The organism is Mesorhizobium sp. M0088 (assembly GCF_040322895.1).
Classification (GTDB): Bacteria; Pseudomonadota; Alphaproteobacteria; order Rhizobiales; family Rhizobiaceae; genus Mesorhizobium.
In genome coordinates this window covers 157,011-178,177 of record NZ_JAMYUI010000017.1, presented here as the reverse complement: position 1 = coordinate 178,177, position 21,167 = coordinate 157,011, and the positions used below count along the sequence as shown (strand labels likewise).

Below are 21,167 nucleotides of genomic sequence, written 5' to 3'. Positions count from 1 at the left end.
CCTGGTCATCCTCAATGCAAAAGCACGCGATGCGCGCAACGAGTTCGTAATTGCAACTTGACACCCCAGATAGTCGCTCTCCCCCACATTGGTGGGGGCGAGGAACCCAAGCCTGCGAAGCCGCCCCGAAAACGCCCGTTTCCCGTGTCTTTCCTTGCCAGGGCCGCGTTTCCCGTGGGAAGGGGCGTGGTATCTCAGGGCTTGGGGGCTTGGCATGACGAATATCGGGGCCGGGGGCGCTGCGCCCTCGCTTATCAGGGCATCGCTCAGCCGCACCGGCAAATGGGCCGGCAGCGTCGCCTTTATCGGAGGTGCGGTATCAGACATCCTCAATCCGCTGGCGCCGTTCGCCGCCTATATCGCGCTGATCGCCGCGGTGGCCGCAATCATCATCGCCATTGCCATCGTGCTCAGGCTGGTGCTGGCGGCCAGAGCGCTGCCGGCCTTGATCTTCGCCACCACGGCGGCGGCCGTCGCCGGCGGCGTCTACGGCCTGCAGCAGCAGACCAACGCCCAGAACGGGGTGATCGCCAGCCTGGTGCCGGCCATTGCCGGGCTGCAGCAGTCGATGGGCATCGTGTCCGAAAAAGTGGCCAGGATCGAGCAGACCGTCACGCAGACGCAAAAGACGGTCGAACAGGTCAAGCAGTCGACCGATACGGTGGCGAAAAAGGCCGACGAGATCGCTAACGCCCAGCGGCAGCAGACGCAGCAGACGGCGGAGGTGCAGAAGACCACCGACGAGGTGAAGAAGCAGACCGAGACGCTGGCCGCCGGCCAGGCGCAGCAGCAGGCCCGGACCGAGAAGCTGCAAGAAACGACGCAGCAGATCGCCGCCTCGATCGACACCATCGCCAAGGGCTTTGCCGCCTTGGCCGTACAAGGCGGGGCGATCGCCGAGCCGAAGCGGCCGGACGAGTTCTACCACAATGCCCGCGTATACGAGCTTTCCGGCGACATGCTCAACGCGCGGCGCTCCTACCTTGCCTTTGCCGGCTTCGATGTCGACGCCATCGATCCCTACACGCGCTTTGCCACGCTGCTTCGGGTGCAGGACGGCAAGGCCGGCGCCCGCGAAGTGTTCGGCGCGCTTGCCGACAAGGGCAAGGCGCTGTCGATCAAGCTGGTGCATATCCAGCAGTTCGACGACGCCCAGCGTCTCGACAAGCTCAACGCCTTCATCGCCGCCAACGCGGATTTCGCGCCGGCCTATTTCCTTTTGGCGCACGAGTTTTCGGAAGACCGGCTCGGCGCCCAGACGCTGGCCGACAAGCGCAACGAGGCCAAGGCGCTGACCAAGTTCACGTCCTACGAGAAGGATGGCGGGCTGCTCACATATTTCGTCGACCAGACGCAGCTGGCCGACTGGCTGGACCGCAGCCGCAGCCGGCTGGCCGCACTCGGCGACGTGCTCGATCCCGCCCGCTTCGTGCCTTCGCTGACGCCGATGCGCTCGAACCAGGGCTGGTCGATGACCATCTCGCTGCCGGAGCCGGCGACCGCCATCTCGTGGCGCATGGGCGACAGCGGTCCGTTCACCGACACCGGTTTCCTGGCCATGAACGACCAGACCACCGGCAAGCCGATGGCCAATCCGAGCTTCGAGATGCCCGACAGCACCGTGGCCGGCATCATCGCGATCAAATATCTCGACATCAGGGGCCGCGAGACCGGCCCGTTCGACATCCGCTTCGACCCGGAGGCGGCACTCCAGCAGGGCAACAAGCAGATCCTCGACCAGTTCTGGACCTCGTGGATCGCCTTCGATGCCAGCGGCAATCACGGGCTGGTCTATTTCACCCAGATGCTGTCCTACCGCTGCGCCATCAAACAGGTGCACTACAGCCTGAACGGCGCGGCGCTCGACAAGGAGATCAAGATGCCGCGTTGCGACAAGAAGGACCCTTACGCCATCCCCTACGACTACCAGCCCTATTTCAAGGTCGCCGACAGCGTGAAATCGATGTCGGTGCAGGTCACCTACACCGACGGCACCAAGTCGCCGGTGCGGGAATACAAGCGGCAGTAGCTGCGCTCACCCTCCCCCTTGTGGGGAGGGCTATCGCACGTGGAATTCTTGAGATGTCTGCCCGGCACGGACCCCCACCCCTAACCCCTCCCCACAAGGGGGAGGGAGACTTCCGTTGGCGCCGACCCAGGCTAGTCGCCTGTCTTTTCGGCGCCAAAGAAAGAACAATTAAGGCACGCGACAGCGTTCCCTCCCCCTTGTGGGGAGGGTTAGGGTGGGGGTCCTCTTCGAAAGAATCCATATGCGATGTGGGAGGGTGAGAACTGATGCAAAATGCCTGTCGCGGTGCTTGCGCAAGTGCCGCCGAACAGGCCAGTTTGCGCCTGCAGAATCGGTGAGAGCGCGATGACCATCCAGACCATCAAGGCCCGAGGCATTTCGGTTTTGCTCGACCTCACGGTCGGCCACATCGCCGACATGGTCGTCGAGGGTGGTGGGCGGCAGCTGAAGCCGCTGCACCGCGCGCCCTGGGTCGATGCGAATGAGACGCTGCCGGACAATTTGCCGGAAGGTACGGTTCGGCTGTCCGGCGATTTTCTCTGCGCGCCGTTTTCGCGCAGCGATGTCGAGGAGGCGCCGCTGCATGGCTGGCCGGCCAACAGCGCCTGGGACATCGCCGAAAGTGCCGCAACGGATGATGGCTGGCGCGCGGTCTTCCGCTTGCGCCACAAGGTGATGGGCGCAACGGTCGACAAGATCCTGACGCTGCGCGACGGCCATCCCTTCCTCTACCAGGAGCATGAGTTTTCCGGTGGCCATGGTGCGATCTCGGTCGCGCATCACCCGATGACGGCGATGACGGGCGGCGGCAGGCTGGCCTTTTCGCCGAAGCGGTTTGCCGCGACGCTGGAGGATCCGCTGGAGCCGGATCCCGCACGCGGCCGCTTCCTGCTGGCCTATCCGGCACGATCCGCCGATCTCAGCCAATTCCCCGCCGCCGGCGGCGGTACGCTCGACCTGACGGAATACCGCATGGACGACCGCCGCGAGGATTTCCTCACGCTGGTCGAGGCGGATCATGGCGGGCCGGGCTGGACCGCGCTTGCACGAGAGGCCGAAGACGATCTGGTGCTGGTGCTGAAGAACCCGGCCGAACTGCCGATCACCATGCTGTGGCTCAGTAATGGCGGGCGCGACTACGCGCCCTGGAGCGGTCGCCACCTGGGCGTGCTCGGCATCGAGGATGGCCGCGCCGCCGTCGGCCATGCCGCCTCGATCGGCGACAACTGGCTGAGGCGCGAAGGGGTAGCGACCGCCTTTGCGCTGGGCGAAAGCCAAAGCGTTTCCTTTCGCCATGTCATCGGCGCCATACCGCTGTCCGGCGGCGAGCCACCGCAAGCAGTCACGACGGCGGATGGCCGCATACGACTGGTGACGGGCGGCGCGGCGCGGGAGGTTCCCTTCGACAGCGATTTCCTGCGCATTGGCCAGCCTGTGGCTGCCTGAACGAACAGCACAGCTGACTTCTGTTCGTTCAAGGGTTCCCATCAATTGCCAAAGTTGGCGCCGCCCCTCACCTGCCTGCCGGCACCCCTCTCCCCGTATAGTGACGGGGAGAGGGGTGCTCTCATCACCGATTTCGCCAACTACCAGCGTTACAGAGTAGGCGCCGAGATTGCGGCTGGCCCCTTCTCCCCGTCACTATACGGGGAGAAGTGCCCGGCAGGGCGATGAGGGGCGCCGCCAACTTTGGCAAAAGACCGCCTCCAATAGCTCAAATCCCGATTTGAAATTTCCGCCAACTGCCGACAAGATACAGCGGAAATTATCGTGCCGATCATCCAGGCAAGCGAGGCTCTCATGTCCGAAATCGCCCATCTCGCCGCCACCATCTTCAAGCGCGCCGGCAAGGCAAACCGCTTCATCGTGGCCATTGCCGGTCCGCCGGGCTCCGGCAAGTCGACGCTGTCGGCAAGGCTGCATGAGTTGCTGCCCGAAGGGGCTTCGGAGGTCGTGCCGATGGATGGCTTCCACTTTGACGACGCGGTGCTCGAGCGGCGCGGCCTGCGCGCGCGCAAGGGCGCGCCGGAAACCTTCGACTTCGCCGGGTTTGAGGCCCTGCTGAAGCGTATCCGGGCCGGCGAACCCGACATCGCCATCCCGGTCTTCGACCGCAGCATGGAACTCTCGCGCGCCGCCGCCTCGATCGTCGCCACGGAAACCAAGTTCATCCTGGTCGAGGGCAACTATCTGCTGCTCGACGAAGAGCCGTGGTCGCGGCTGGCGCCGCTGTTCGATTTCTCGATCTTCGTCGACGTGCCGCGCAACGAACTCGAGCGCCGGCTGATGGAGCGCTGGCACGGACATGGCCGCTCCGATGCGGATGCGCGCGCCTGGATCGCGTCCAACGACCTGCCCAACATCGAACGCGTGCTCGCGCGGCGCCGGGCTGCCGATCTGGTGATCGGCCTTTCTGCTTGATTCGACGGATTGCGCAAGGGGAACCTTAAGACTTTCAGGCCGTTATCCCGACACGGCAATTGTGCCAGAAGAGGGATTCGGTCCAATGGCAACCAAGGCAAACAAGCCCGCGCCCGCCAAGGGCAAGGCGACCCAATCCAAGGCCGGCGCAGGCCCGGCGATGACGGCCCGTTCGAAAGACGCCAAGCCGGCCTTTGGCAAGTCAGCTCCGAAGAAAGTGGTGCCGGCTGCGGCGAAAGCCGCGCCAAAAGCCGCAAAGCCGAAGAAGCCCGCAAGTTCCAGCGATTCGCTGGGCGGCAGTGCGGTGCGCACGGCCAAGGCGACGGCCAACGTCGCTGCCGGCGCCGTCATGGTCGCCGCCCGCGGAGCCGCGTCGCTCGCTGCTTCCGTTATGGGCAAAGGCGGTTCGAAGGCCAAAGCGAAGGCAAAATAGCCGCGCTTCGGAGGCTGGTTCGGCTATCCCTTGGCGGGGATAGCCAGGCCTTTCTGCACCGCTGGCCGCGCCAGGCCGCGCTCCAGCCATGTCGGGACATTGACGAAATCGTCGAAGCCGACGAGTTCGCGCGCTTCGTAAAATCCGATCAGGTTGCGCACCCAGCCGAGCAGCGAGATGTCGGCGATGGTGTAGTCATTGCCCATGATCCACTTGCGCCCCTTCAGCCTGCCGTCGAGCACACCGAGCAGTCGCTTTGACTCGTCGCGATAACGCTCCAGCGGGCGTTTGTCGGCGATCTCGCGACCGGCGAATTTGTGGAAGAAGCCGACCTGGCCGAACATCGGCCCGACCGAAGCCATCTGGAAGAACACCCACTGGATGGTCTCGTAGCGGCGCGCGGCATCGATGGGCATGAGCAGGCCGGTCTTTTCGGCGAGGTAGAGCAGGATGGCGCCGGATTCGAACAGGCCGATCGGCTTGCCGTCCGGACCGTTCGGATCGATGATCGCCGGTATCTTGCCGTTGGGATTGAGCGACAGGAATTCCGGTGTCCAGCTTTCGTTCTTGCCGATGTTGACCAGATGCGGCTCATAGGGCAGGCCGAGCTCCTCCAGGGCGATCGATATCTTCACGCCGTTCGGCGTTGTCGCCGAATAGAGCTGGAGCTGGTCCGGATGCTTGGCCGGCCAACGCGTTGCGATCGGAAAGACGGACAGGTCTGCCATGGAAACTCCTGAATGGGGTTCGCGCCGAGCGGCGCGGTCTTGGCGGGTCGGCCAAGGATTAGACGCGGCGCACGGCACGATCAATATGGCGGTGAAGGTTTCGTCGTGCACGAACAATCAACGGAATGGTCTGCCTGAGGCAGATCGCGCGCCCCTTAGATCAGACGGCCTTGAAGGCCAGCACGGCATTGGTGCCGCCGAACGCGAAGCCGTTGCTGATCGCGGCGCGCACCTTGCGCTCGCGAGGCACGTTCGGCGTGACGTCGAGGTCGCAATCGGGATCGGCCTCGCGAAAATTGGCCGTCGGCGGCACCATGCCTTCGCGGATCGCCATCACGCAGGCGATCATCTCCAGCGCCCCCGATGCGCCGAGGCAATGGGCGTGCATCGACTTGGTCGACGACACCGAAAGCTTGTAGGCATGGTCGCCGAAGACGCGCTTGATCGCTGCCGTCTCGATCTGGTCGTTGGCCTTGGTGCCGGTGCCATGGGCGTTGAGGTAGTCGACATCCTCGGGATTGAAGCCGGCATCGGCCAGGCAGGCGCGCATGGCCGCTGTCGGCCCTTCGACGGTCGGCGCGACAATGTCGGAGGCATCGGCGGAGAGGCCGGCGCCGGCGACCTCGGCAAGGATGGTGGCGCCGCGCGCCATGGCATGCTCGTAGGTTTCCAGGACCGCCATGCCGGCGCCCTCGCCGAGCGACAGGCCCTGGCGATCCGCCGAGAATGGCCGGCAGGTATCGGGCGCCAGCACGCGCAATGCTTCCCAGCCCTTCAGGATGCCCCAAACCAGCGGCGCATCGGTGCCGCCGGCGACCATCACATCGGCCCGGCCAAGCCTGATCTGGTCGACGGCCGAGGCGATGGCGTGGTTGGATGAGGAGCAGGCAGAGGTGACGCCGAAGACCGGCCCGCGCAGGCCCAGATTCATGCTGACATGGCCGGAGGCCGCGCTTGGCATGACCTTTGGCACGGTGAAGATACCGGCGCGGTTCTTGCCCTCGACCAAAATGGCGCGATAGCTCTCTTCGATCGCCTCCCAGCCGCAGACGCCGACACCGACGACGGTGCCCATCCGATAGGTGGTGTTCTCGTTCGAAACCAGGCCGGACTGCTGCATGGCTTCCTTGGCTGCGATGGTCGCCAGCAGGCTGAAGCGGTCCATCGACACGGTCTGCTTGCGGTCGATTCCGTGATCGGGAAGCGCCTTGATTTCGCAGCCGACCTTGACCTTCAAATCATGCAGTTGGGGACTTGTGATCTGGCCGATGGCCGAGCGGCCGGCGCGCATCTCGTTCCAGATCGCGGGCGCGCTGGTGCCGAGCCCGCAAATGCCGCCCATGCCGGTGATGACAACGCGCTGCCGCATTCAGTTCAGGCTTTTTTCGCGATCAGCGCGCGCACAGCTTCGACCATGTCGCCGACGTTCTTCAGATTGCTCCAGGCGTCGACCGTGTTCATCTCGATCTCGATGCCATACTCTTCCTCAAGATCGAAGATAATCTCCGTCAGCTCGAGCGAATGGATGCCAAGCGAGGTCAATTCGGTGGTGGTGGTGATTTCTTCGCCGCCCGGCTCGGCATGAGCCTTGATCTTCGCGATGATATCCGTTGCCAGCTGGTCGGCCATTCGGTTCCTTCCCCACTATCTCGACGTTTCCCGACGCCAACTGAGCAGCGCCCCTTTTTCTCCTGGTATCAAGCCGCCGTCGTCGTTTAATGCCCCCGCCAAGCGCAGCATGACCGTACCAAGGTGGTTCCCTCTATAGAAACCGAAACGTTGTCAAGCAACAAGCTATATCGAACTCCATATCGACAAAGCCGACGGAGTGCTTAACGTGCAGGCATGGATATGGGCGAACCTAGCGGCGAACATGGCGGGATTTCGACGCAGCGCGTTGCGGGCGTCGCGCGGCTTTCCTGCGCGCTCAGCGAGGGCCGCACGCGCCTGCGGCGCCTCTATCAGGACGGCGCCGCCAAGATAAGAATGCCGGCCGTCTCGGCCGATCCGTTTGAGGCGGTGCTGATCAACACCGCCGGCGGGATGACCGGCGGCGACCGTATCGCCTGGGACGTGGATGTCGGCGCGGCCGCTTCGGCATCGATCACCACCCAGGCTTGCGAGAAGATCTACCGGGCGGCATCCGACCGTGCCGAAGTGCGGGTCAATTTGTCGGTCGGGGAAAACGGCCGCATCGCCTGGCTGCCGCAGGAAACCATCGTCTTCGACCGGGCGGCCTTTGTCCGCACGCTCGACGTCGAGCTTGCCGCCGGCGCCGAGGCGCTGGTGCTGGAAGCCGCCGTCTTCGGCCGCCTGGCGATGGGCGAACGCGCCACGCAGGGCAACTTCCATGACCGCTGGCGTGTGCGCCAGGATGGCGCCCTCATTCATGCCGAGGATTTCCGCATCGGACCCGATATCGCCGCCACGCTCGACCGCCCGGCGGTTGCCGGCGGCGCGATTGCGGTGGCGACGCTGCTTCTGGTGTCGCCACGCGCCGAGGCCCTGCTCGACCGGGTTCTGGAGATCGTCGGCGACCACGGCAGCGCCAGCGTCTGGAGCGTGAAGAAATCTGGCAAGCTTCTTGCGAGGCTCTACGCCGGGGACGGCTACCGGCTGCGCCAGCGGCTGGTTCCACTCGTCGAATTGCTCAACGGAAGGGCGGGGTTGCCCAAATTATGGTCACTATAGGCCTGTCTCTACCAATCCAGGGAAACGCATGAACCTGACGCCGAGGGAAAAGGACAAGCTGCTGATCGCCATGGCGGCGATCGTGGCGCGCAAGCGGCTCGAACGCGGCGTCAAGCTCAACCATCCGGAAGCGATCGCGCTGATCACCGACTTCGTCGTCGAAGGCGCCCGCGACGGCCGTCCGGTCGCCGAACTGATGGAAGCCGGCGCTCATGTCGTCAGCCGCGCGCAAGTCATGGAAGGCATCGCCGAGATGATCCATGACGTGCAGGTCGAGGCGACTTTTCCCGACGGCACCAAGCTGGTGACCGTGCACGAACCGATCCGTTGAGGAGGACAGGATGCTGGAGCTGCGTCCCAACTGCGAATGCTGCGACAAGGACCTGCCGCCGGAGGCGACGGATGCGCTGATCTGCACCTTCGAGTGCACCTTTTGCGCCGGATGCGTGGAACAGGTGTTGGGCGGCATCTGCCCCAATTGCGGCGGTGGTTTTTCGGCGCGGCCGACCCGCCCGCCAGCGATGCTGAAGAAATATCCGGCGTCGAGCAGACGCGTTCTCAAGGCTGAAGGCTGCGGTCCCAGCAAGGCGGCGTAAACACCAGACCGAGCAAAACGAAAGGCAAATAGAATGATCCCTGCCAAACGCCTCTGCCTGTCGGCGATCCTGCTGCTGGCCGCTGCCATGCCGGCCTATGCTCATGTTGGCATCGGCACGGCCTCCTCCTTCACGGCCGGCTTCATGCACCCGCTTTCCGGGCTCGATCACATGACGGTGATGGTCGCGGTCGGGCTGTGGGCGGCGCTCAAGGGCGGCAAGGCGGTTCTTGCCTGGCCGGCGGCCTTTGTCGGCGTCATGCTGGTTGGCGGCGCGCTGGGCATGCTGCACATGCCGCTGCCCTTCGTCGAACCGGGCATACTGGCATCGGTCGTGACGCTCGGGCTGCTGGTGGCGCTGGCGATCGATCTGCCGGTCTCGGCCGGGGTCGCCATCATCGGCCTGTTCGCGCTGTTCCACGGCCACGCGCATGGCACCGAGGTGCCGGAGAATGCCGGCGGGCTTGAATACATGGCCGGCTTTGCCATCGCCACGCTGTTGCTGCATGCCACCGGCATCGCCGCCGGTCTCGGTCTCGGCATCCGGTTCCGGAGCCTGGCCCGTGCTGCCGGTGCCGCCTGTGCGGCGATCGGCGTCGGCCTCGCCTTCGGCATCGTGTGAGGGTGACCATGATCCCTGGTGAAATCATCACGGTGGGCGGCGACATCGAGCTCAACAAGGGCCTGCCGACCGTCACCCTGAAAGTCGCCAACAGCGGCGACCGGCCGATCCAGGTCGGTAGCCACTACCATTTCTTCGAGACCAATGAGGGGCTGAAATTCGACCGCGAGCGCGCCAGGGGCATGCGTCTCGACATTGCCGCAGGCACGGCCATGCGTTTCGAGCCGGGCCAGGAGCGCGACGTCACGCTGGTGCCGCTCGGCGGCAAACGCGAGGTCTACGGATTTCAGCAGAAGGTGATGGGCAAGCTGTGAGATCTTCCGGCGCGCTCAGCTTAGTTCGATGGCTTGGCCGCGGCGTAGATGACGATCTTTCCGGGATCGCCGAATTCGACGGCAAGGACATCCTGCGCCTGCACGCGCCGCGATTCGATGGCGTTGAACAGCAGCGCGTTGGCCTCGATCTCCTTGCGCAGCTCCGTGATGTCGTCCTGATGCTGCTTGACCTTGCTTTCGATCTCCGGCGGCGGGCCACCTTCGCTGCGCGCGGCGTCGGTGAGGAACACGATGTCGACCTTGTCGAGCTTGGACGTCTTGCGCACCGTACCGATGTTTTCACGCGTGCGGTCGATCGCCGTGTTGACGCTGCGGGCCTCAGCGGTGGCCTTGGCCTCTTCCTGCTTGACCTGCGAGCCGACGATGCGGTTGACGGTCTCCGTGCTTTCGAGCCCTTGCGCCTTCAATCCGGTAGCAGGACCGGCAGCCGCCAGGAAGGCCGTGGCGGCGACTGCCCGCATTCCGGTCGAGAAAGAAGTGATCGCCATCGCTCGCTCCTGAGAGAAGTCGTTTCGGGACGCGGGTTAGCGCGAAAAGAACAAAACGAATGCCGCCCGGCGAAGGTTCCTTTCCCGATCCGGCCGACCGGCCGAATGCCGGCCCGCCGTGCCGTCTCGTCAGCTCGCCTTCTTGGTGATCAAGGTCAGTGCGCCATTGGGTTCCATGCTGGCCGCGACCACCTGCGCAGAGGTCATTCCCTTGGCCTCCAGCGCCGACTTCACCTTGGGTGTGGCATCGATCGAGCTGCGCAGTTTCTTCAAGCCGTCATCGCCGCGCTGGGCGATCACCTGGTTGACCTGCGTCTGGGTGTCCTTTGGCAACTCGGTGATGTCGACGATGTTGACGCTCTGGATCGTCGGCACCGCAGGCTGAGCCTGGGGCGTGGCTGGAGCAGGCGTTGCCGGCGCCGGAGCGGGCTGTGGCGCGGGTTGCTGCTGGGCACTGGCGGCGCCCGCCAGCATCAGGCTGGCTGCGGCGGCAAGAATTATCGTTTTGCGCATGGATTTTCCTTTCCATCGATTGGCAAACGGTCGGTCTGGGGTGACCCCCTAACCTCAACCGCCAAATGGGATCAGAAGGTGTCGCCCAGCGGGTCATTGCGTGACCATAGGATGGCAGCAATGTGCAGCACCGCTTCAATCCAACCGCATGTCAGGAGCAATCGCTGATGGCCAGAATTACCCGCGCCGCCTATGCGCAGATGTATGGCCCAACGGTCGGCGACAGAGTGCGCCTTGCCGACACCGAACTGTTCATCGAGGTCGAGAAGGATCTCACCATCCATGGCGAAGAGGTGAAATTCGGCGGCGGCAAGGTGATCCGCGACGGCATGGGCCAGAGTCAGGTTTCCCGAGCCCAGGGCGCCGTCGATACCGTGATCACCAACGCGCTGGTGGTGGACGCCAGCGCCGGCATCTTCAAGGCCGATATCGGGCTTCGCGACGGCCGTATCGCGGCCATCGGCAAGGCCGGCAATCCGGACACCCAGGACGGTGTCACCATCATCATCGGTCCGGGCACCGAGATCATCGCCGGCGAAGGCAAGATCCTGACGGCAGGCGGCTTCGATGCGCATATCCACTTCATCTGCCCGCAGCAGATCGAGGAAGCGCTGATGTCAGGCATCACCACCATGCTCGGCGGCGGCACCGGTCCGGCGCACGGCACGCTGGCCACCACCTGTACGCCGGGACCATGGCACATGGCCCGCATGATCCAGTCCTTCGATGCCTTCCCGATGAACATCGGCCTGTCGGGCAAGGGCAATGCCTCACTGCCCGCCGCGCTTGAGGAAATGGTGCTGGGCGGCGCCTGTTCGCTGAAGCTGCACGAGGACTGGGGCACGACGCCGGCGGCCATCGACTGCTGCCTGTCGGTCGCCGACGACTACGATGTGCAGGTGATGATCCACACCGACACGCTGAACGAATCCGGCTTTGTCGAGAACACGGTCGCGGCGATCAAGGGCCGCACCATCCACGCCTTCCACACCGAGGGCGCCGGCGGCGGCCACGCGCCTGACATCATCAAGGTCTGCGGCCTGCCCAACGTCATCCCGTCCTCGACCAACCCGACGCGGCCCTACACGGTCAACACCCTGGCCGAGCATCTCGACATGCTGATGGTTTGCCATCATTTGTCGCCGTCGATCCCCGAAGACATCGCCTTTGCCGAAAGCCGCATCCGCAAGGAGACCATCGCGGCCGAAGACATCTTGCACGACATCGGCGCCTTCTCGATCATCTCGTCGGACAGCCAGGCCATGGGCCGCGTCGGCGAAGTCGCGATCCGCACCTGGCAGACCGCCGACAAGATGAAGCGCCAGCGCGGCTCGCTGCCGCAGGAGACCGGCAACAACGACAATTTCCGCGTCCGCCGCTACATCGCCAAATACACGATCAACCCGGCCATCGCGCATGGGCTGTCCAGGGACATCGGCTCGATCGCGGTCGGCAAGCGCGCCGACCTGGTGCTGTGGAACCCGGCCTTCTTCGGCGTCAAGCCGGACATGGTGCTGATCGGCGGCATGATCGCCGCAGCCCCGATGGGCGACCCCAATGCCTCGATCCCGACGCCGCAGCCGATGCACTACCGGCCGATGTTCGGCGCCTATGGCAAGGCGCGAACCAACTCATCGGTGACCTTCGTTTCCAAGGCAGCGCTCGAGTCGGGGCTGCATGGCAGGCTCGGCGTCGACAAGCAGTTCGTCGCCGTCGAAAACACCCGCGGCGGCATCGGCAAGCATTCGATGGTGCTCAACGACGCCACGCCGCATGTCGAGGTCGATCCCGAAACCTATGAGGTGCGTGCCGACGGTGAGCTTTTGACCTGCGAGCCGGCGACGGTGCTGCCGATGGCGCAGCGGTATTTTCTGTTTTAGGATTACTGCGCCCACGACGTATCGGACCCATCATGGACGAGCAAAAGAAACTTGCCTTAATTTCGAGGATGGGCGCGCTGCAAAAATACAATGGCGGCATTGCCCCGCTCTCCATGCCGCTTGTTGCACTGGAGGAATATTTCGATGGGGCTCAAGGCGAAGCCGGATTGCTGTGCAACAGCCCGGAGGCACCGGACAATGATACTGTTCTGGCTACATTTCAGTCGATATGGAAAAAGCCCGAAGTTCACGATGTACGGATAGCAATCGTGCAGTGCGATGATGGAGAATGGCCATTCTCTGACAAAGTCGTCATTACAACGCGCGCCAGCGAAGAACATGTGATTGGCTGGCTGCCATCAGGCTTCGAGCCGGACGAAACCTGGGAAGGAGATGTCGATCACCTGCCCGCCGAGCAGATTGAATTTCCGGCCGGCTACCGAAAGCTGTGGCTTTGGTATGATTAGCCGAAATTGTCGAAGCAGTTGGTAAGACACACGCATGGCCACCGAAATCGCCTCCGCCCACGACATCTTCCCGCACATCCGCATCGTCATGGGCATGGTGATCGGGCTTGGCGTCGCCCGCCTGCTGTCGGGGGTGGCGCGCATCGTCCAGCATCCTGGCCAGTACAAGCTCTATACCGTGCATCTGGCCTGGGTCGTCTCGGTGCTCCTGATGCTGGTGCATTTCTGGTGGTGGGAGTTCGGCCTCTACGCCATCGAAACCTGGACCTTCGGCAAGTACCTGTTCATCATCTTCTACGCGATCACGCTGTTCCTGCTGTGCGCGCTTTTGTTTCCCGATTCGATGCTGGACTACACCAGCTACGAGGATTTCTTCTATTCGCGCCGGGCGTGGTTCTTCGGCCTGCTGGCGGCGACATACCTGCTCGATGTGATCGACACGCTGCTGAAAGGGCCGGAGCATTTCGCCCGCTTCGGCAGCGAGTATCTGTTCCGCACGCCGGTCTTCGTTGCGCTGTGTATCGTCGCGATCCTGGTGCGCGACCGCCGCTTCCACATCGCCTTTGTCACGGCGGCGCTTATCTACCAGATATCGTTCATCCTGCGGCTCTTCGACACCATCGTCTGAACGAACGCGATGGTCTAGCTTGTTGGAGAAAGGCAGGGTTCGACATGTACAAGGCCGTTGGATCGCGCGGATCCCGGGTCAGCCGCGTTCTCTGGATGCTGGAGGAGCTCGGGCAGCCCTATGAATTCGTCGAGGTTCATCTGCGCTCGCCGGAAGCCTATGCGCTCAACCCATCGGGCAAGGTGCCGATCCTCATCGACGGCGAGCTGACGGTGACGGATTCGGCGGCGATCTGCGTTTATCTCGCCGACAAGCACGCGGACAAGGGAATGGGCGCCAATCCGGGTGTCGCCGGCCGGGCCGAGATGGATTCCTGGATGCATTTTGCCCAGAGCGAGTTGGAAGCGCCGCTGTGGAACAAATTGCGCCATCGCTTCCTGCTGCCTAGGGATGTGCGCGTCGATGTCGGTCCTGCGGCGGCTTACGATTTTGCCTCGGAACTGAAGGCGCTGGAGAGGCGGCTGGGCGACAAACCGTTTGCGCTCGGCGATCGGTTTTCCGCTGTCGATGTGCTGCTCGGCGACATGGGCGGCTGGGCTCGCGCCGGCCGATTCCCGATCGACTCCGAGCGCGTCAACGCCTATTTCGACCGCGTGCTGGCACGGCCCGCCCGTGCACGGGCGCAAGCAAATGGGGGATCCATGAAATGAAGCTCAACCTCAACACCGACTTCACCAAATTCCCGCGCGCCGTCTCCGTACTGTCCGCCGGCAATGCCGGAACCACCCTACCGTCAGGCCGGGCCATTCTCGCCCATGACGAGCGGCATCTGCGCCGCCGCGCCATCGAGCTTGCTGACGGCAGCAAGGTGCTGGTCGACCTGCCCGAACCCGTCGCCTTGAACGATGGCGACCGGCTGGTGCTGGAGGATGGCGGCCATGTCGAGATCATCGCGGCGCCGGAAGAGGTTTATGACATCCGCGCCCGCGACGGCGTGCATCTGGCCGAGCTCGCCTGGCACATCGGCAACCGCCATCTCGCAGCAAGCATCGAGGCCGGTCGCATCCTCATCCTGCGCGACCATGTCATCAAGGCGATGCTGGAGGGGCTCGGCGCCACGGTGGCCGACGTTTCCGAACCGTTCAAGCCGGTGCGCGGCGCCTATTCCGGGCATGGCGGGCAAAGCCACGATCACGGCCATGCGCATGCCCACAGCCACGCCGAAGCGCACAGCCATTCTCATGACGAAGCGCATGCCCATTCGCACAGTCACGCCGGCCATCACCACGACCATGACTGACCAGCCTTCGAACATCGCCCTGCTGCGGCTGATGGCGTGGCTGTCGCCTGCCTTTCCGGTCGGCGGCTTTTCCTACAGCCATGGTCTCGAGCGCGCGGTGCATGACGGGCTGGTTGCCGATGCCGGGAGCCTGACCGGCTGGCTGGAAACGCTTGTCGAGATCGGTTCGGGCTGGAACGACGCCGTGCTGTTCGCCGAGAGCTGGCGCCGGGCACGCGGCACCGGTGATCTCGATGAAGTGGCGGCACTCGCCGAGGCGCTGGCCGGCTCGCGCGAACGCCATACCGAGACCATGCTGCAGGGTGCCGCCTTCCTCAAAGCGGCGGCGGCCTGGCCAAATCCGGTGCTGAAACGGCTGCCGGCTGAATGCGCCTATTGCGTCGCCGTCGGCGCTGTTGCCGGCGGCAATTCAATTGCGCTTCAGGATGCGCTGTCAGCCTTCCTGCAAACCTTCTTCTCCAACCTCGCCCAGGCGGCGATCCGCCTTGGCATCGTCGGCCAGAGCGGCGCGACCGCGTTGTTAGCCGGCTTCGAGCCGCTGGCGCTGGCGACCGCAAGCCGCGCTGCGCGCTCGACATTGGACGATCTCGGCGGCTGCGCCTTCGTCTCCGATGTCATGGCGATGAAGCATGAAACCCAGTATTCGCGACTGTTCCGCTCATGATTTTTCTCGCTTTCTCGCTCTCCCTTGCTCTGCTGCTGATCACCGCGCTGCATGTCTATTGGGGTCTTGGCGGCATCTGGCCGGGCCAGGATGCGGCCTCCTGCGCCCGCGCCGTTGTCGGCTTTCGCGGCGTCGATGAAATGCCGACGCCGTTTGCCAGTTTCGCCGTTGCCGCGTGCCTGTGCCTCGCGACACTATGGCCGCTGGCGCTCATGGGCGTCTTTGCCTCGCCCTTTCCCCGGGAAGGCCTCGCCGCCACTTCGCTGCTCATCGGCCTGGTGTTCCTGGGTCGCGGCATAGCCGGCTTCACGCCATGGTGGCGGCGGCTGGCGCCGGAACAACCTTTCGCGCGGCTCGACCTGCGCTATTACTCGCCGCTGTGCCTGCTGATCGGGCTCGGCTTTGCCATCCTCGCCATCACGGAGTTTCCGACATGACACAGACAAATGGCCCGCTGCGCGTCGGCATTGGCGGCCCGGTCGGTTCGGGCAAGACGACGCTGACCGAAAAACTTTGCAAGGCGCTGCGCGACGAGTTTTCCATCGCCGTCGTCACCAACGACATCTATACCAAGGAGGACGCCATGATGCTGGCGCGGCTGCAGGCACTGCCCGAGGACCGCATCATGGGTGTCGAGACCGGCGGCTGCCCGCACACCGCCATCCGCGAGGATGCGTCGATCAATCTGCAGGCAATCGCCGAAATGAACAGGAAATTCCCGGATCTCGACATCGTCTTCATCGAATCCGGCGGCGACAATCTTGCCGCGACCTTCTCGCCTGACCTCGCCGACCTGACGCTCTATGTCATCTCGGTTTGCCAGGGCGAGGAGATTCCGCGCAAGGGCGGGCCGGCGATCACCCGCTCCGATTTCCTGGTGATCAACAAGAGCGATCTGGCTCCCTACGTGAACGTCAACCTCGATGTCATGGAGAGCGACGCCGGCCGCATGCGCGGAAAACGGCCGTTTGGCTTCACCGACCTGTCGCGCGGCAAGGGGCTGCAGGAGGTGATCGATTTCATCATCGAGCATGGCGGTCTGCGGACCGGCGCTGCCGCTGCCAGCACGGCGGCGTGAGACAGCTATCCCTGCACCAACCAAAACCGGTTGCGGGGAGCGACTGGCCACGGCATTCTTGCCGAAACCGGAGGATTTTAGGATGAGCATCGCCCGCCTGCAAAAGGAAACGCTGACCAACCTGCCCTTCTATGAGGAGCGCGTCGATCTCGCCTGCGCCTTCCGCTGGACGGCACGGCTCAACATGCACGAGGCGGTGGCCAATCATTTCTCGCTGGCCGTCAATGATGCCGGCACACAGTTCCTGATGAACCCCAACCAGGTGCATTTCTCGCGCATCAAGGCGAGCGACCTTCTGATGATCGATGCCAACGATCCAGAAACGCTTTCGGGGCCGAACGCACCCGACCCGACGGCATGGGGACTGCACGGCGCCATCCATCGCAATGTGCGCCACGCGCGCTGCGTCATGCATGTGCACTCGATCCACGCCACGGTGCTGGCATCGCTCGCTGACTCGACACTGCCGCCGATCGACCAGAATTCGGCGATGTTCTTCAACCGCCATGTCGTGGACGCGCATTATGGCGGGCTGGCCTTCGAGGAGGAGGGCGAGCGCTGCTCGCAGCTTCTCGTCGATCCCAAGGTCAAGGTGATGGTGATGGGCAACCACGGCGTGCTGGTCATCGGCGACACGGTCGCCGATGCCTTCAACCGCATGTTCTATTTCGAGCGCGCCGCCGAGACCTACATCAAGGCGCTGTGGACCGGCCGCCCGCTGCGCACGCTTTCCGACGCGATCGCCGAAAAGGCGGCGAGCGAGATGGACGACTATCCCGGCCAGGCCGAACGCCATCTCAGCGAGTTGAAGGCGATCCTAGACGAGCAGGAACCGGCCTACCGGAATTGAGGACCCTTCTCCCCGTCACTATACGGGGAGAAGGTGCCGGCAGGCGGATGAGGGGCGGCGCAAGCCCCGAAAGTGTGGGACGAACCAAAACTCGGCCTGACCGTGATCTCAATACGCCATGGAAAGCGCCTTCATTGTCAATCGCGGCGCCGCCCCTCATCGCCCTGCCGGGCACTTCTCCCCGTATAGTGACGGGGAGAAGGACGCTCTTATTCGCCGGTTTCGCCAATCATCGACGTCGCAGGAAGAGCCACCCACTTTCCCCAAGCTTAAAGCCCCAGTTCAGTCCGCAATTCCTCGGCGCTGTTGATGACGACGGCGCCGGGCGGGCCTTCCATCGGCTTTTCCGGCCAGAAGATCGTTATCATGCCCGCCGCCAGTCCCGCCATGGCGCCCGGCCAGCTGTCGTCGATCGCCACGGCGTGCGCAGGGTCGACATCGGCCAGATAGGCGGCGCGCAGGAACGGCTCGGCATGCGGCTTACCTTCGCGCACATCGTTGCGGCTGATCGTCTTCATGCCGGGGTAGATCAGGCCGACCATGCTCAGATTGGCGTCGACGATCATCCGGTCCGAATTCGAGACCACGGCCTGCTGGATGCCTCTTGCACGCAGCTCGTTGAATATCTCGATCGCGCCCGGGCGCGGCTTCAGCCCCTCGACCAACGGCAGATAATGCTCGTATTTGCGCACGATCCAGTCGTCGAAAGGCAGGTCCAGGCCGAACTCGTCGCGCATCATCTCGTAGACCGGCCAGGCGGCGACACCGAGCACGCGCTCATGCAGATCGTCCGGCGGGACAAGGCCGACATTGCGCATCGCCGCCATCAGGGCTGCTTCGTGCAGCGGTTCGCTGTCGACCAGCGTGCCGTCCATGTCCCAGAAAACCGCTTTCGGCATCATGTGAGGCTCCTTTTTGCCATCCCTTAAAGGGTTTGAGCCGGGAGATAAACCTTCGGAGCACAAGAACCTGCCGCCTGCCGGGACCGCGGCCAAGTCTCTTTGGCGACACAGGCAAAAAACTGGGCCGTGCCTACGCCGATCGACAGCAAGCAATTGCTCCCGAGATTGACAATTGCGCAGCAGGCCGTTCCCTGCGAAAGTGGGCATGGGCCGCTCTCATGACCGGCGGTCTCGGGAGGCAGGACTTTGAATAGCCGGCAGGATGGTGGCAGCAACAGGCTGGACGATGCGGCGCGCGCCGGCTGGCTTTATTATGTTGCCGGCAACACACAGGACCAGATCGCTTCGACGCTCGGCATTTCACGGCAAACGGCGCAGCGGCTGGTATCGCTGGCGGTGTCGGAGGGCTTGATCAAGGTTCGCGTCGACCATCCTATCGCCAGCTGCCTCGATCTGGCGGCACGGCTGAGATCGCGCTTTGCGCTCGATCTGGTCGAGGTGGTGCCGAGCGACCCCAATTCGTCCTCGACCACGATCGGCATCGCCGAGGCGGCTGCCGCCGAGATCGAGCGGCGGCTGCGGTCACCGACCCCGATCGTCATGGCGATCGGCACCGGTCGCACGCTGAAGGCGGCGATCGAGCAGTTGCCGCCAATGGAATGCCCGCAGCACAAGGTGGTGTCGTTGACCGGCAACATCTCGCCGGACGGCTCGGCCGCCTTCTACAACGTCATCTTCACCATGGCCGACAGGGTCAAGGCGCGCTCCTTCCCGATGCCGCTGCCGGTCATCGCCTCGTCGCCGGAGGAGCGCGAGATGCTGCTCAACCAGCCGATGATCCAACCGACGCTTGCGCTTGCCGCCGAGGCCGACGTCACCTTCATCGGCATCGGCGACCTCGGCCCCAAGGCGCCGCTCTACGAAGACGGCTTCATTTCGGAGAGCGAATTGAAGGCGCTGCAGAAGGCCGGCGGCATCGCCGAGATCGTCGGCTGGGTGTTCGACAGGGAGGGCCGCATGATCGAGGGCATCACCAACGACCGGGTGTCGTCGGCGTCGCTTCCGTCACGCGAGAAATCGCTGGTCATCGCACTGGCCATGGGCGAACGAAAGCTGCCAGGCATCCTGGCGGCCGCGAACCGGCGGCTGATCAACGGCCTCATCACCGATGAACGGACCGCCGCCGCCCTGCTGGCCAACATCTGACCGGAACCACAACTGATTTGCGATAAAACCAACCGCGCTAGCTGTGCCGCCCGAAAGGGTCATTGCCATCGAGAAAACCGAGATCGCGCTGCAGATGCGGCGACAGGTCCCTGATGTCGAGATGTGCCCGTTTTTTGGCCGCGAACCAGCCGAATCCATCCGTCAGCCATGAAAACCAGCGGTGATCCGGAGCGGGAGTGCATTTTTGCTGCGCCATGGTCATGATCGTCAACCTTCGCTATCCTGAACCCGAATGACGGGTTGACTGGGAATGTCGGTCTTGGCGGCAGTCTTTGCCAATCGAACGTCGATAAGGACCCATAAGGAGGCTTTATGCCGGACCTCAGCTCTCGGCAGGTTGCACAGCTTCCGCCGCTGCAGGCGATCCGGGTGTTCGAAGCGGTGGCGCGGCATCTTTCCTTCACCAAGGCCGCCAGTGAACTTGCCATAACGCAAGCGGCGGTCAGCTATCAGATCAAGGTGCTGGAGGAACGGGTCGGCGCGCCGCTGTTCCTGCGACGACCGCGCCAGATCGCACTCACCGAGGCTGGACAGCGCCTCGCGCCGGCGGTCAGCGAGGCCTTTGCCATTCTCGGCCAGGCCTATGCCGCGGCGCGTGGCGGGGCCGACGGCTTGCTATGCGTGACGACGGTGCTGACATTCGCCTCGAACTGGCTCGCGCACCGGCTGGGGTCGTTCCAGATCGCCCATCCAGCGCTGGCGGTGGGGCGCGAAACGACGAGCCGCCTGACCGACTTTGCCCGCGAGGATACCGATATCGCCATCCGCTCGGGCGGCGGCAAATGGCCGGGCCTGGAGGCGCACAAGCTGCTCGATGCCGACTTCACGCCGATGCTGAGCCCGAAACTCGCAGCGACCATCGGCGGCGTCAGGGAACCGGCGGACCTGTTGCGGCTGCCGATCCTCGATCCCGGCGACATCTGGTGGACGCAATGGTTCGAGGCTGCCGGCGTGCATTCGCACGATCTTGCCAAGCGGCCCGGCAGCAGCATGGGCGCGCAGGCCTATGAGGCCAATGCGGCGATCGCCGGTCATGGCGTCGCGGTCCTGACCAGGGCGCTGTTCAAGGCGGAACTTGCCGACGGGCGCCTGATCCAGCCTTTCGATCTTGTTGGCGACGACGGCCATGCCTATTGGCTGGTCTACCCCGAAGCGCGCCGCAACGTGCCGAAGATCCGTGCCTTCCGCGACTGGCTGCTGGCCGAGATCGCCGGCTGACCGGCAAGCTTTCGGGCTGCACCTGGTTCTCGCAGATCTATCTGCTGTTACCGCACTGCATCCGGCCGGGACGCTCCTCGTCCTGGCAATTTCCGCTCGCCCCGGCCTGCGGTGTCGCCCGGGTGCTGCGCTGCAGCATCGAATCCGACTTGACATAA

At 64.0% G+C, this 21,167-nt stretch carries 27 protein-coding genes; 20 read left to right on the top strand and 7 right to left on the bottom strand.

From position 1 onward, the window contains the following. Positions 1-214: 214 nt before the first annotated feature. The 4 genes from NKJ67_RS21605 (at position 215) to NKJ67_RS21590 (ending at position 4,883) form a co-directional block, all read left to right on the top strand. Positions 215-2,029, top strand: a complete 1,815-nt coding sequence (locus NKJ67_RS21605) for a methyl-accepting chemotaxis protein (protein ID WP_352582945.1) — start codon at positions 215-217, stop codon at positions 2,027-2,029. Positions 2,030-2,374: 345 nt separating this feature from the next. Continuing rightward, the gene (locus NKJ67_RS21600) at positions 2,375-3,475 is read left to right on the top strand and encodes a hypothetical protein (RefSeq protein WP_352582943.1); all 1,101 of its coding nucleotides are present in this window, start codon (positions 2,375-2,377) and stop codon (positions 3,473-3,475) included. Between the two features lie 354 nt (positions 3,476-3,829). Beyond that, complete coding sequence (locus tag NKJ67_RS21595; protein ID WP_352582941.1) at positions 3,830-4,450, top strand: nucleoside triphosphate hydrolase; 621 nt, start codon at positions 3,830-3,832, stop codon at positions 4,448-4,450. Positions 4,451-4,535: 85 nt separating this feature from the next. After that, positions 4,536-4,883, top strand: coding sequence for a hypothetical protein (locus NKJ67_RS21590; RefSeq protein ID WP_352582939.1), 348 nt, complete (start codon positions 4,536-4,538; stop codon positions 4,881-4,883). A 23-nt stretch (positions 4,884-4,906) separates the two neighbouring features. On the opposite strand, the gene NKJ67_RS21585 is transcribed toward NKJ67_RS21590, so the two are convergent. From NKJ67_RS21585 to NKJ67_RS21575, 3 genes are all read right to left on the bottom strand, one after another. Next, the gene (locus tag NKJ67_RS21585) at positions 4,907-5,611 is read right to left on the bottom strand and encodes a glutathione S-transferase N-terminal domain-containing protein (RefSeq protein WP_352582937.1); all 705 of its coding nucleotides are present in this window, start codon (positions 5,609-5,611) and stop codon (positions 4,907-4,909) included. 160 nt (positions 5,612-5,771) lie between these two features. Next, positions 5,772-6,980 (bottom strand): beta-ketoacyl-[acyl-carrier-protein] synthase family protein, encoded by a 1,209-nt coding sequence (locus NKJ67_RS21580; RefSeq protein WP_352582935.1) that lies wholly within the window; start codon positions 6,978-6,980, stop codon positions 5,772-5,774. Between the two features lie 5 nt (positions 6,981-6,985). Then, positions 6,986-7,240, bottom strand: a complete 255-nt coding sequence (locus NKJ67_RS21575) for an acyl carrier protein (RefSeq protein WP_013528393.1) — start codon at positions 7,238-7,240, stop codon at positions 6,986-6,988. A 222-nt stretch (positions 7,241-7,462) separates the two neighbouring features. Here NKJ67_RS21575 and NKJ67_RS21570 point away from each other — a divergent pair, with 222 nt between their 5' ends. From NKJ67_RS21570 to NKJ67_RS21550, 5 genes are read left to right on the top strand one after another with little or no spacing between them, the layout of a single operon-like run. Continuing rightward, complete coding sequence (locus tag NKJ67_RS21570; RefSeq protein WP_256746557.1) at positions 7,463-8,302, top strand: urease accessory protein UreD; 840 nt, start codon at positions 7,463-7,465, stop codon at positions 8,300-8,302. Positions 8,303-8,330: 28 nt separating this feature from the next. After that, complete coding sequence (locus tag NKJ67_RS21565) at positions 8,331-8,633, top strand: urease subunit gamma (RefSeq protein ID WP_015314510.1); 303 nt, start codon at positions 8,331-8,333, stop codon at positions 8,631-8,633. A 10-nt stretch (positions 8,634-8,643) separates the two neighbouring features. Further along, positions 8,644-8,898 carry a DUF1272 domain-containing protein gene (locus NKJ67_RS21560; RefSeq protein WP_352582933.1) on the top strand — a complete coding sequence of 85 codons (255 nt, stop codon included), beginning with the start codon at positions 8,644-8,646 and terminating at the stop codon, positions 8,896-8,898. Positions 8,899-8,931: 33 nt separating this feature from the next. Continuing rightward, a complete protein-coding gene (locus NKJ67_RS21555) occupies positions 8,932-9,519 on the top strand; it encodes a HupE/UreJ family protein (RefSeq protein WP_352582931.1) in 588 nt (195 codons plus the stop codon). Between the two features lie 8 nt (positions 9,520-9,527). Then, positions 9,528-9,833 carry an urease subunit beta gene (locus NKJ67_RS21550; protein WP_027040029.1) on the top strand — a complete coding sequence of 102 codons (306 nt, stop codon included), beginning with the start codon at positions 9,528-9,530 and terminating at the stop codon, positions 9,831-9,833. Positions 9,834-9,853: 20 nt separating this feature from the next. Here the strand turns inward: NKJ67_RS21550 and NKJ67_RS21545 are convergent, their stop codons facing one another. Both NKJ67_RS21545 and NKJ67_RS21540 read right to left on the bottom strand, forming a co-directional pair. Continuing rightward, positions 9,854-10,342, bottom strand: a complete 489-nt coding sequence (locus NKJ67_RS21545) for a hypothetical protein (protein WP_292460366.1) — start codon at positions 10,340-10,342, stop codon at positions 9,854-9,856. A gap of 129 nt (positions 10,343-10,471) precedes the next feature. Continuing rightward, entirely contained in the window at positions 10,472-10,855 is a 384-nt protein-coding gene (locus NKJ67_RS21540; protein WP_127383078.1) for a hypothetical protein, read from the bottom strand. Between the two features lie 167 nt (positions 10,856-11,022). Here NKJ67_RS21540 and ureC point away from each other — a divergent pair, with 167 nt between their 5' ends. From ureC to NKJ67_RS21495, 9 genes are all read left to right on the top strand, one after another. Then, positions 11,023-12,735 (top strand): urease subunit alpha, encoded by a 1,713-nt coding sequence (gene ureC / locus NKJ67_RS21535; protein WP_502895894.1) that lies wholly within the window; start codon positions 11,023-11,025, stop codon positions 12,733-12,735. A 32-nt stretch (positions 12,736-12,767) separates the two neighbouring features. Beyond that, on the top strand, positions 12,768-13,202 hold the full coding sequence (locus tag NKJ67_RS21530) for a YfbO family protein (protein ID WP_352582928.1): 435 nt from the start codon (positions 12,768-12,770) through the stop codon (positions 13,200-13,202). Positions 13,203-13,236: 34 nt separating this feature from the next. Next, on the top strand, positions 13,237-13,830 hold the full coding sequence (locus NKJ67_RS21525) for a hypothetical protein (protein WP_224697243.1): 594 nt from the start codon (positions 13,237-13,239) through the stop codon (positions 13,828-13,830). A gap of 44 nt (positions 13,831-13,874) precedes the next feature. Further along, complete coding sequence (locus NKJ67_RS21520) at positions 13,875-14,480, top strand: glutathione S-transferase family protein (protein ID WP_352582926.1); 606 nt, start codon at positions 13,875-13,877, stop codon at positions 14,478-14,480. Beyond that, complete coding sequence (locus NKJ67_RS21515; protein WP_352582925.1) at positions 14,477-15,070, top strand: urease accessory protein UreE; 594 nt, start codon at positions 14,477-14,479, stop codon at positions 15,068-15,070. The genes NKJ67_RS21520 and NKJ67_RS21515 overlap by 4 nt, the downstream gene beginning before the upstream one ends. Then, a complete protein-coding gene (locus NKJ67_RS21510; protein ID WP_352582953.1) occupies positions 15,063-15,734 on the top strand; it encodes an urease accessory protein UreF in 672 nt (223 codons plus the stop codon). The genes NKJ67_RS21515 and NKJ67_RS21510 overlap by 8 nt, the downstream gene beginning before the upstream one ends. Beyond that, on the top strand, positions 15,731-16,171 hold the full coding sequence (locus NKJ67_RS21505; RefSeq protein ID WP_352582923.1) for a DUF3995 domain-containing protein: 441 nt from the start codon (positions 15,731-15,733) through the stop codon (positions 16,169-16,171). Before NKJ67_RS21510 ends, NKJ67_RS21505 begins: the two co-directional genes overlap by 4 nt. After that, positions 16,168-16,812: an urease accessory protein UreG gene (ureG, locus tag NKJ67_RS21500; RefSeq protein WP_352582921.1), complete on the top strand. Its 645-nt coding sequence runs from the start codon at positions 16,168-16,170 to the stop codon at positions 16,810-16,812. Before NKJ67_RS21505 ends, ureG begins: the two co-directional genes overlap by 4 nt. 82 nt (positions 16,813-16,894) lie before the next feature. Then, the gene (locus tag NKJ67_RS21495; RefSeq protein WP_352582919.1) at positions 16,895-17,662 is read left to right on the top strand and encodes a class II aldolase and adducin N-terminal domain-containing protein; all 768 of its coding nucleotides are present in this window, start codon (positions 16,895-16,897) and stop codon (positions 17,660-17,662) included. Positions 17,663-17,931: 269 nt separating this feature from the next. Here the strand turns inward: NKJ67_RS21495 and NKJ67_RS21490 are convergent, their stop codons facing one another. Next, entirely contained in the window at positions 17,932-18,564 is a 633-nt protein-coding gene (locus NKJ67_RS21490) for an HAD family hydrolase (RefSeq protein WP_352582917.1), read from the bottom strand. A 246-nt stretch (positions 18,565-18,810) separates the two neighbouring features. On the opposite strand from NKJ67_RS21490, the gene NKJ67_RS21485 reads away from it, so the two are divergent. Continuing rightward, entirely contained in the window at positions 18,811-19,770 is a 960-nt protein-coding gene (locus tag NKJ67_RS21485) for a sugar-binding transcriptional regulator (protein WP_352582915.1), read from the top strand. A 37-nt stretch (positions 19,771-19,807) separates the two neighbouring features. Here the strand turns inward: NKJ67_RS21485 and NKJ67_RS21480 are convergent, their stop codons facing one another. After that, positions 19,808-19,993 carry a hypothetical protein gene (locus NKJ67_RS21480; RefSeq protein ID WP_127318258.1) on the bottom strand — a complete coding sequence of 62 codons (186 nt, stop codon included), beginning with the start codon at positions 19,991-19,993 and terminating at the stop codon, positions 19,808-19,810. A 110-nt stretch (positions 19,994-20,103) separates the two neighbouring features. Between NKJ67_RS21480 and NKJ67_RS21475 the strand changes: the two genes are divergently transcribed. After that, on the top strand, positions 20,104-21,009 hold the full coding sequence (locus tag NKJ67_RS21475) for a LysR substrate-binding domain-containing protein (protein ID WP_352582913.1): 906 nt from the start codon (positions 20,104-20,106) through the stop codon (positions 21,007-21,009). Positions 21,010-21,167: the final 158 nt, after the last annotated feature.

Excerpts from the sequence above, each read along its gene's own strand:
- ureG (WP_352582921.1), top strand. The coding sequence starts at position 16,168 with ATGACACAGACAAATGGCCCGCTGCGCGTCGGCATTGGCGGCCCGGTC.
- NKJ67_RS21605 (WP_352582945.1), top strand. The coding sequence starts at position 215 with ATGACGAATATCGGGGCCGGGGGCGCTGCGCCCTCGCTTATCAGGGCA.
- NKJ67_RS21495 (WP_352582919.1), top strand. The coding sequence starts at position 16,895 with ATGAGCATCGCCCGCCTGCAAAAGGAAACGCTGACCAACCTGCCCTTC.
- NKJ67_RS21560 (WP_352582933.1), top strand. The coding sequence starts at position 8,644 with ATGCTGGAGCTGCGTCCCAACTGCGAATGCTGCGACAAGGACCTGCCG.
- NKJ67_RS21515 (WP_352582925.1), top strand. The coding sequence starts at position 14,477 with ATGAAGCTCAACCTCAACACCGACTTCACCAAATTCCCGCGCGCCGTC.
- ureC (WP_502895894.1), top strand. The coding sequence starts at position 11,023 with ATGGCCAGAATTACCCGCGCCGCCTATGCGCAGATGTATGGCCCAACG.
- NKJ67_RS21585 (WP_352582937.1), bottom strand. The coding sequence starts at position 5,611 with ATGGCAGACCTGTCCGTCTTTCCGATCGCAACGCGTTGGCCGGCCAAG.
- NKJ67_RS21555 (WP_352582931.1), top strand. The coding sequence starts at position 8,932 with ATGATCCCTGCCAAACGCCTCTGCCTGTCGGCGATCCTGCTGCTGGCC.
- NKJ67_RS21580 (WP_352582935.1), bottom strand. The coding sequence starts at position 6,980 with ATGCGGCAGCGCGTTGTCATCACCGGCATGGGCGGCATTTGCGGGCTC.
- NKJ67_RS21490 (WP_352582917.1), bottom strand. The coding sequence starts at position 18,564 with ATGATGCCGAAAGCGGTTTTCTGGGACATGGACGGCACGCTGGTCGAC.
- NKJ67_RS21575 (WP_013528393.1), bottom strand. The coding sequence starts at position 7,240 with ATGGCCGACCAGCTGGCAACGGATATCATCGCGAAGATCAAGGCTCAT.
- NKJ67_RS21600 (WP_352582943.1), top strand. The coding sequence starts at position 2,375 with ATGACCATCCAGACCATCAAGGCCCGAGGCATTTCGGTTTTGCTCGAC.
- NKJ67_RS21545 (WP_292460366.1), bottom strand. The coding sequence starts at position 10,342 with ATGGCGATCACTTCTTTCTCGACCGGAATGCGGGCAGTCGCCGCCACG.
- NKJ67_RS21590 (WP_352582939.1), top strand. The coding sequence starts at position 4,536 with ATGGCAACCAAGGCAAACAAGCCCGCGCCCGCCAAGGGCAAGGCGACC.
- NKJ67_RS21475 (WP_352582913.1), top strand. The coding sequence starts at position 20,104 with ATGCCGGACCTCAGCTCTCGGCAGGTTGCACAGCTTCCGCCGCTGCAG.
- NKJ67_RS21570 (WP_256746557.1), top strand. The coding sequence starts at position 7,463 with ATGGGCGAACCTAGCGGCGAACATGGCGGGATTTCGACGCAGCGCGTT.
- NKJ67_RS21505 (WP_352582923.1), top strand. The coding sequence starts at position 15,731 with ATGATTTTTCTCGCTTTCTCGCTCTCCCTTGCTCTGCTGCTGATCACC.
- NKJ67_RS21520 (WP_352582926.1), top strand. The coding sequence starts at position 13,875 with ATGTACAAGGCCGTTGGATCGCGCGGATCCCGGGTCAGCCGCGTTCTC.
- NKJ67_RS21510 (WP_352582953.1), top strand. The coding sequence starts at position 15,063 with ATGACTGACCAGCCTTCGAACATCGCCCTGCTGCGGCTGATGGCGTGG.
- NKJ67_RS21550 (WP_027040029.1), top strand. The coding sequence starts at position 9,528 with ATGATCCCTGGTGAAATCATCACGGTGGGCGGCGACATCGAGCTCAAC.
- NKJ67_RS21565 (WP_015314510.1), top strand. The coding sequence starts at position 8,331 with ATGAACCTGACGCCGAGGGAAAAGGACAAGCTGCTGATCGCCATGGCG.
- NKJ67_RS21525 (WP_224697243.1), top strand. The coding sequence starts at position 13,237 with ATGGCCACCGAAATCGCCTCCGCCCACGACATCTTCCCGCACATCCGC.
- NKJ67_RS21530 (WP_352582928.1), top strand. The coding sequence starts at position 12,768 with ATGGACGAGCAAAAGAAACTTGCCTTAATTTCGAGGATGGGCGCGCTG.
- NKJ67_RS21480 (WP_127318258.1), bottom strand. The coding sequence starts at position 19,993 with ATGACCATGGCGCAGCAAAAATGCACTCCCGCTCCGGATCACCGCTGG.
- NKJ67_RS21540 (WP_127383078.1), bottom strand. The coding sequence starts at position 10,855 with ATGCGCAAAACGATAATTCTTGCCGCCGCAGCCAGCCTGATGCTGGCG.
- NKJ67_RS21595 (WP_352582941.1), top strand. The coding sequence starts at position 3,830 with ATGTCCGAAATCGCCCATCTCGCCGCCACCATCTTCAAGCGCGCCGGC.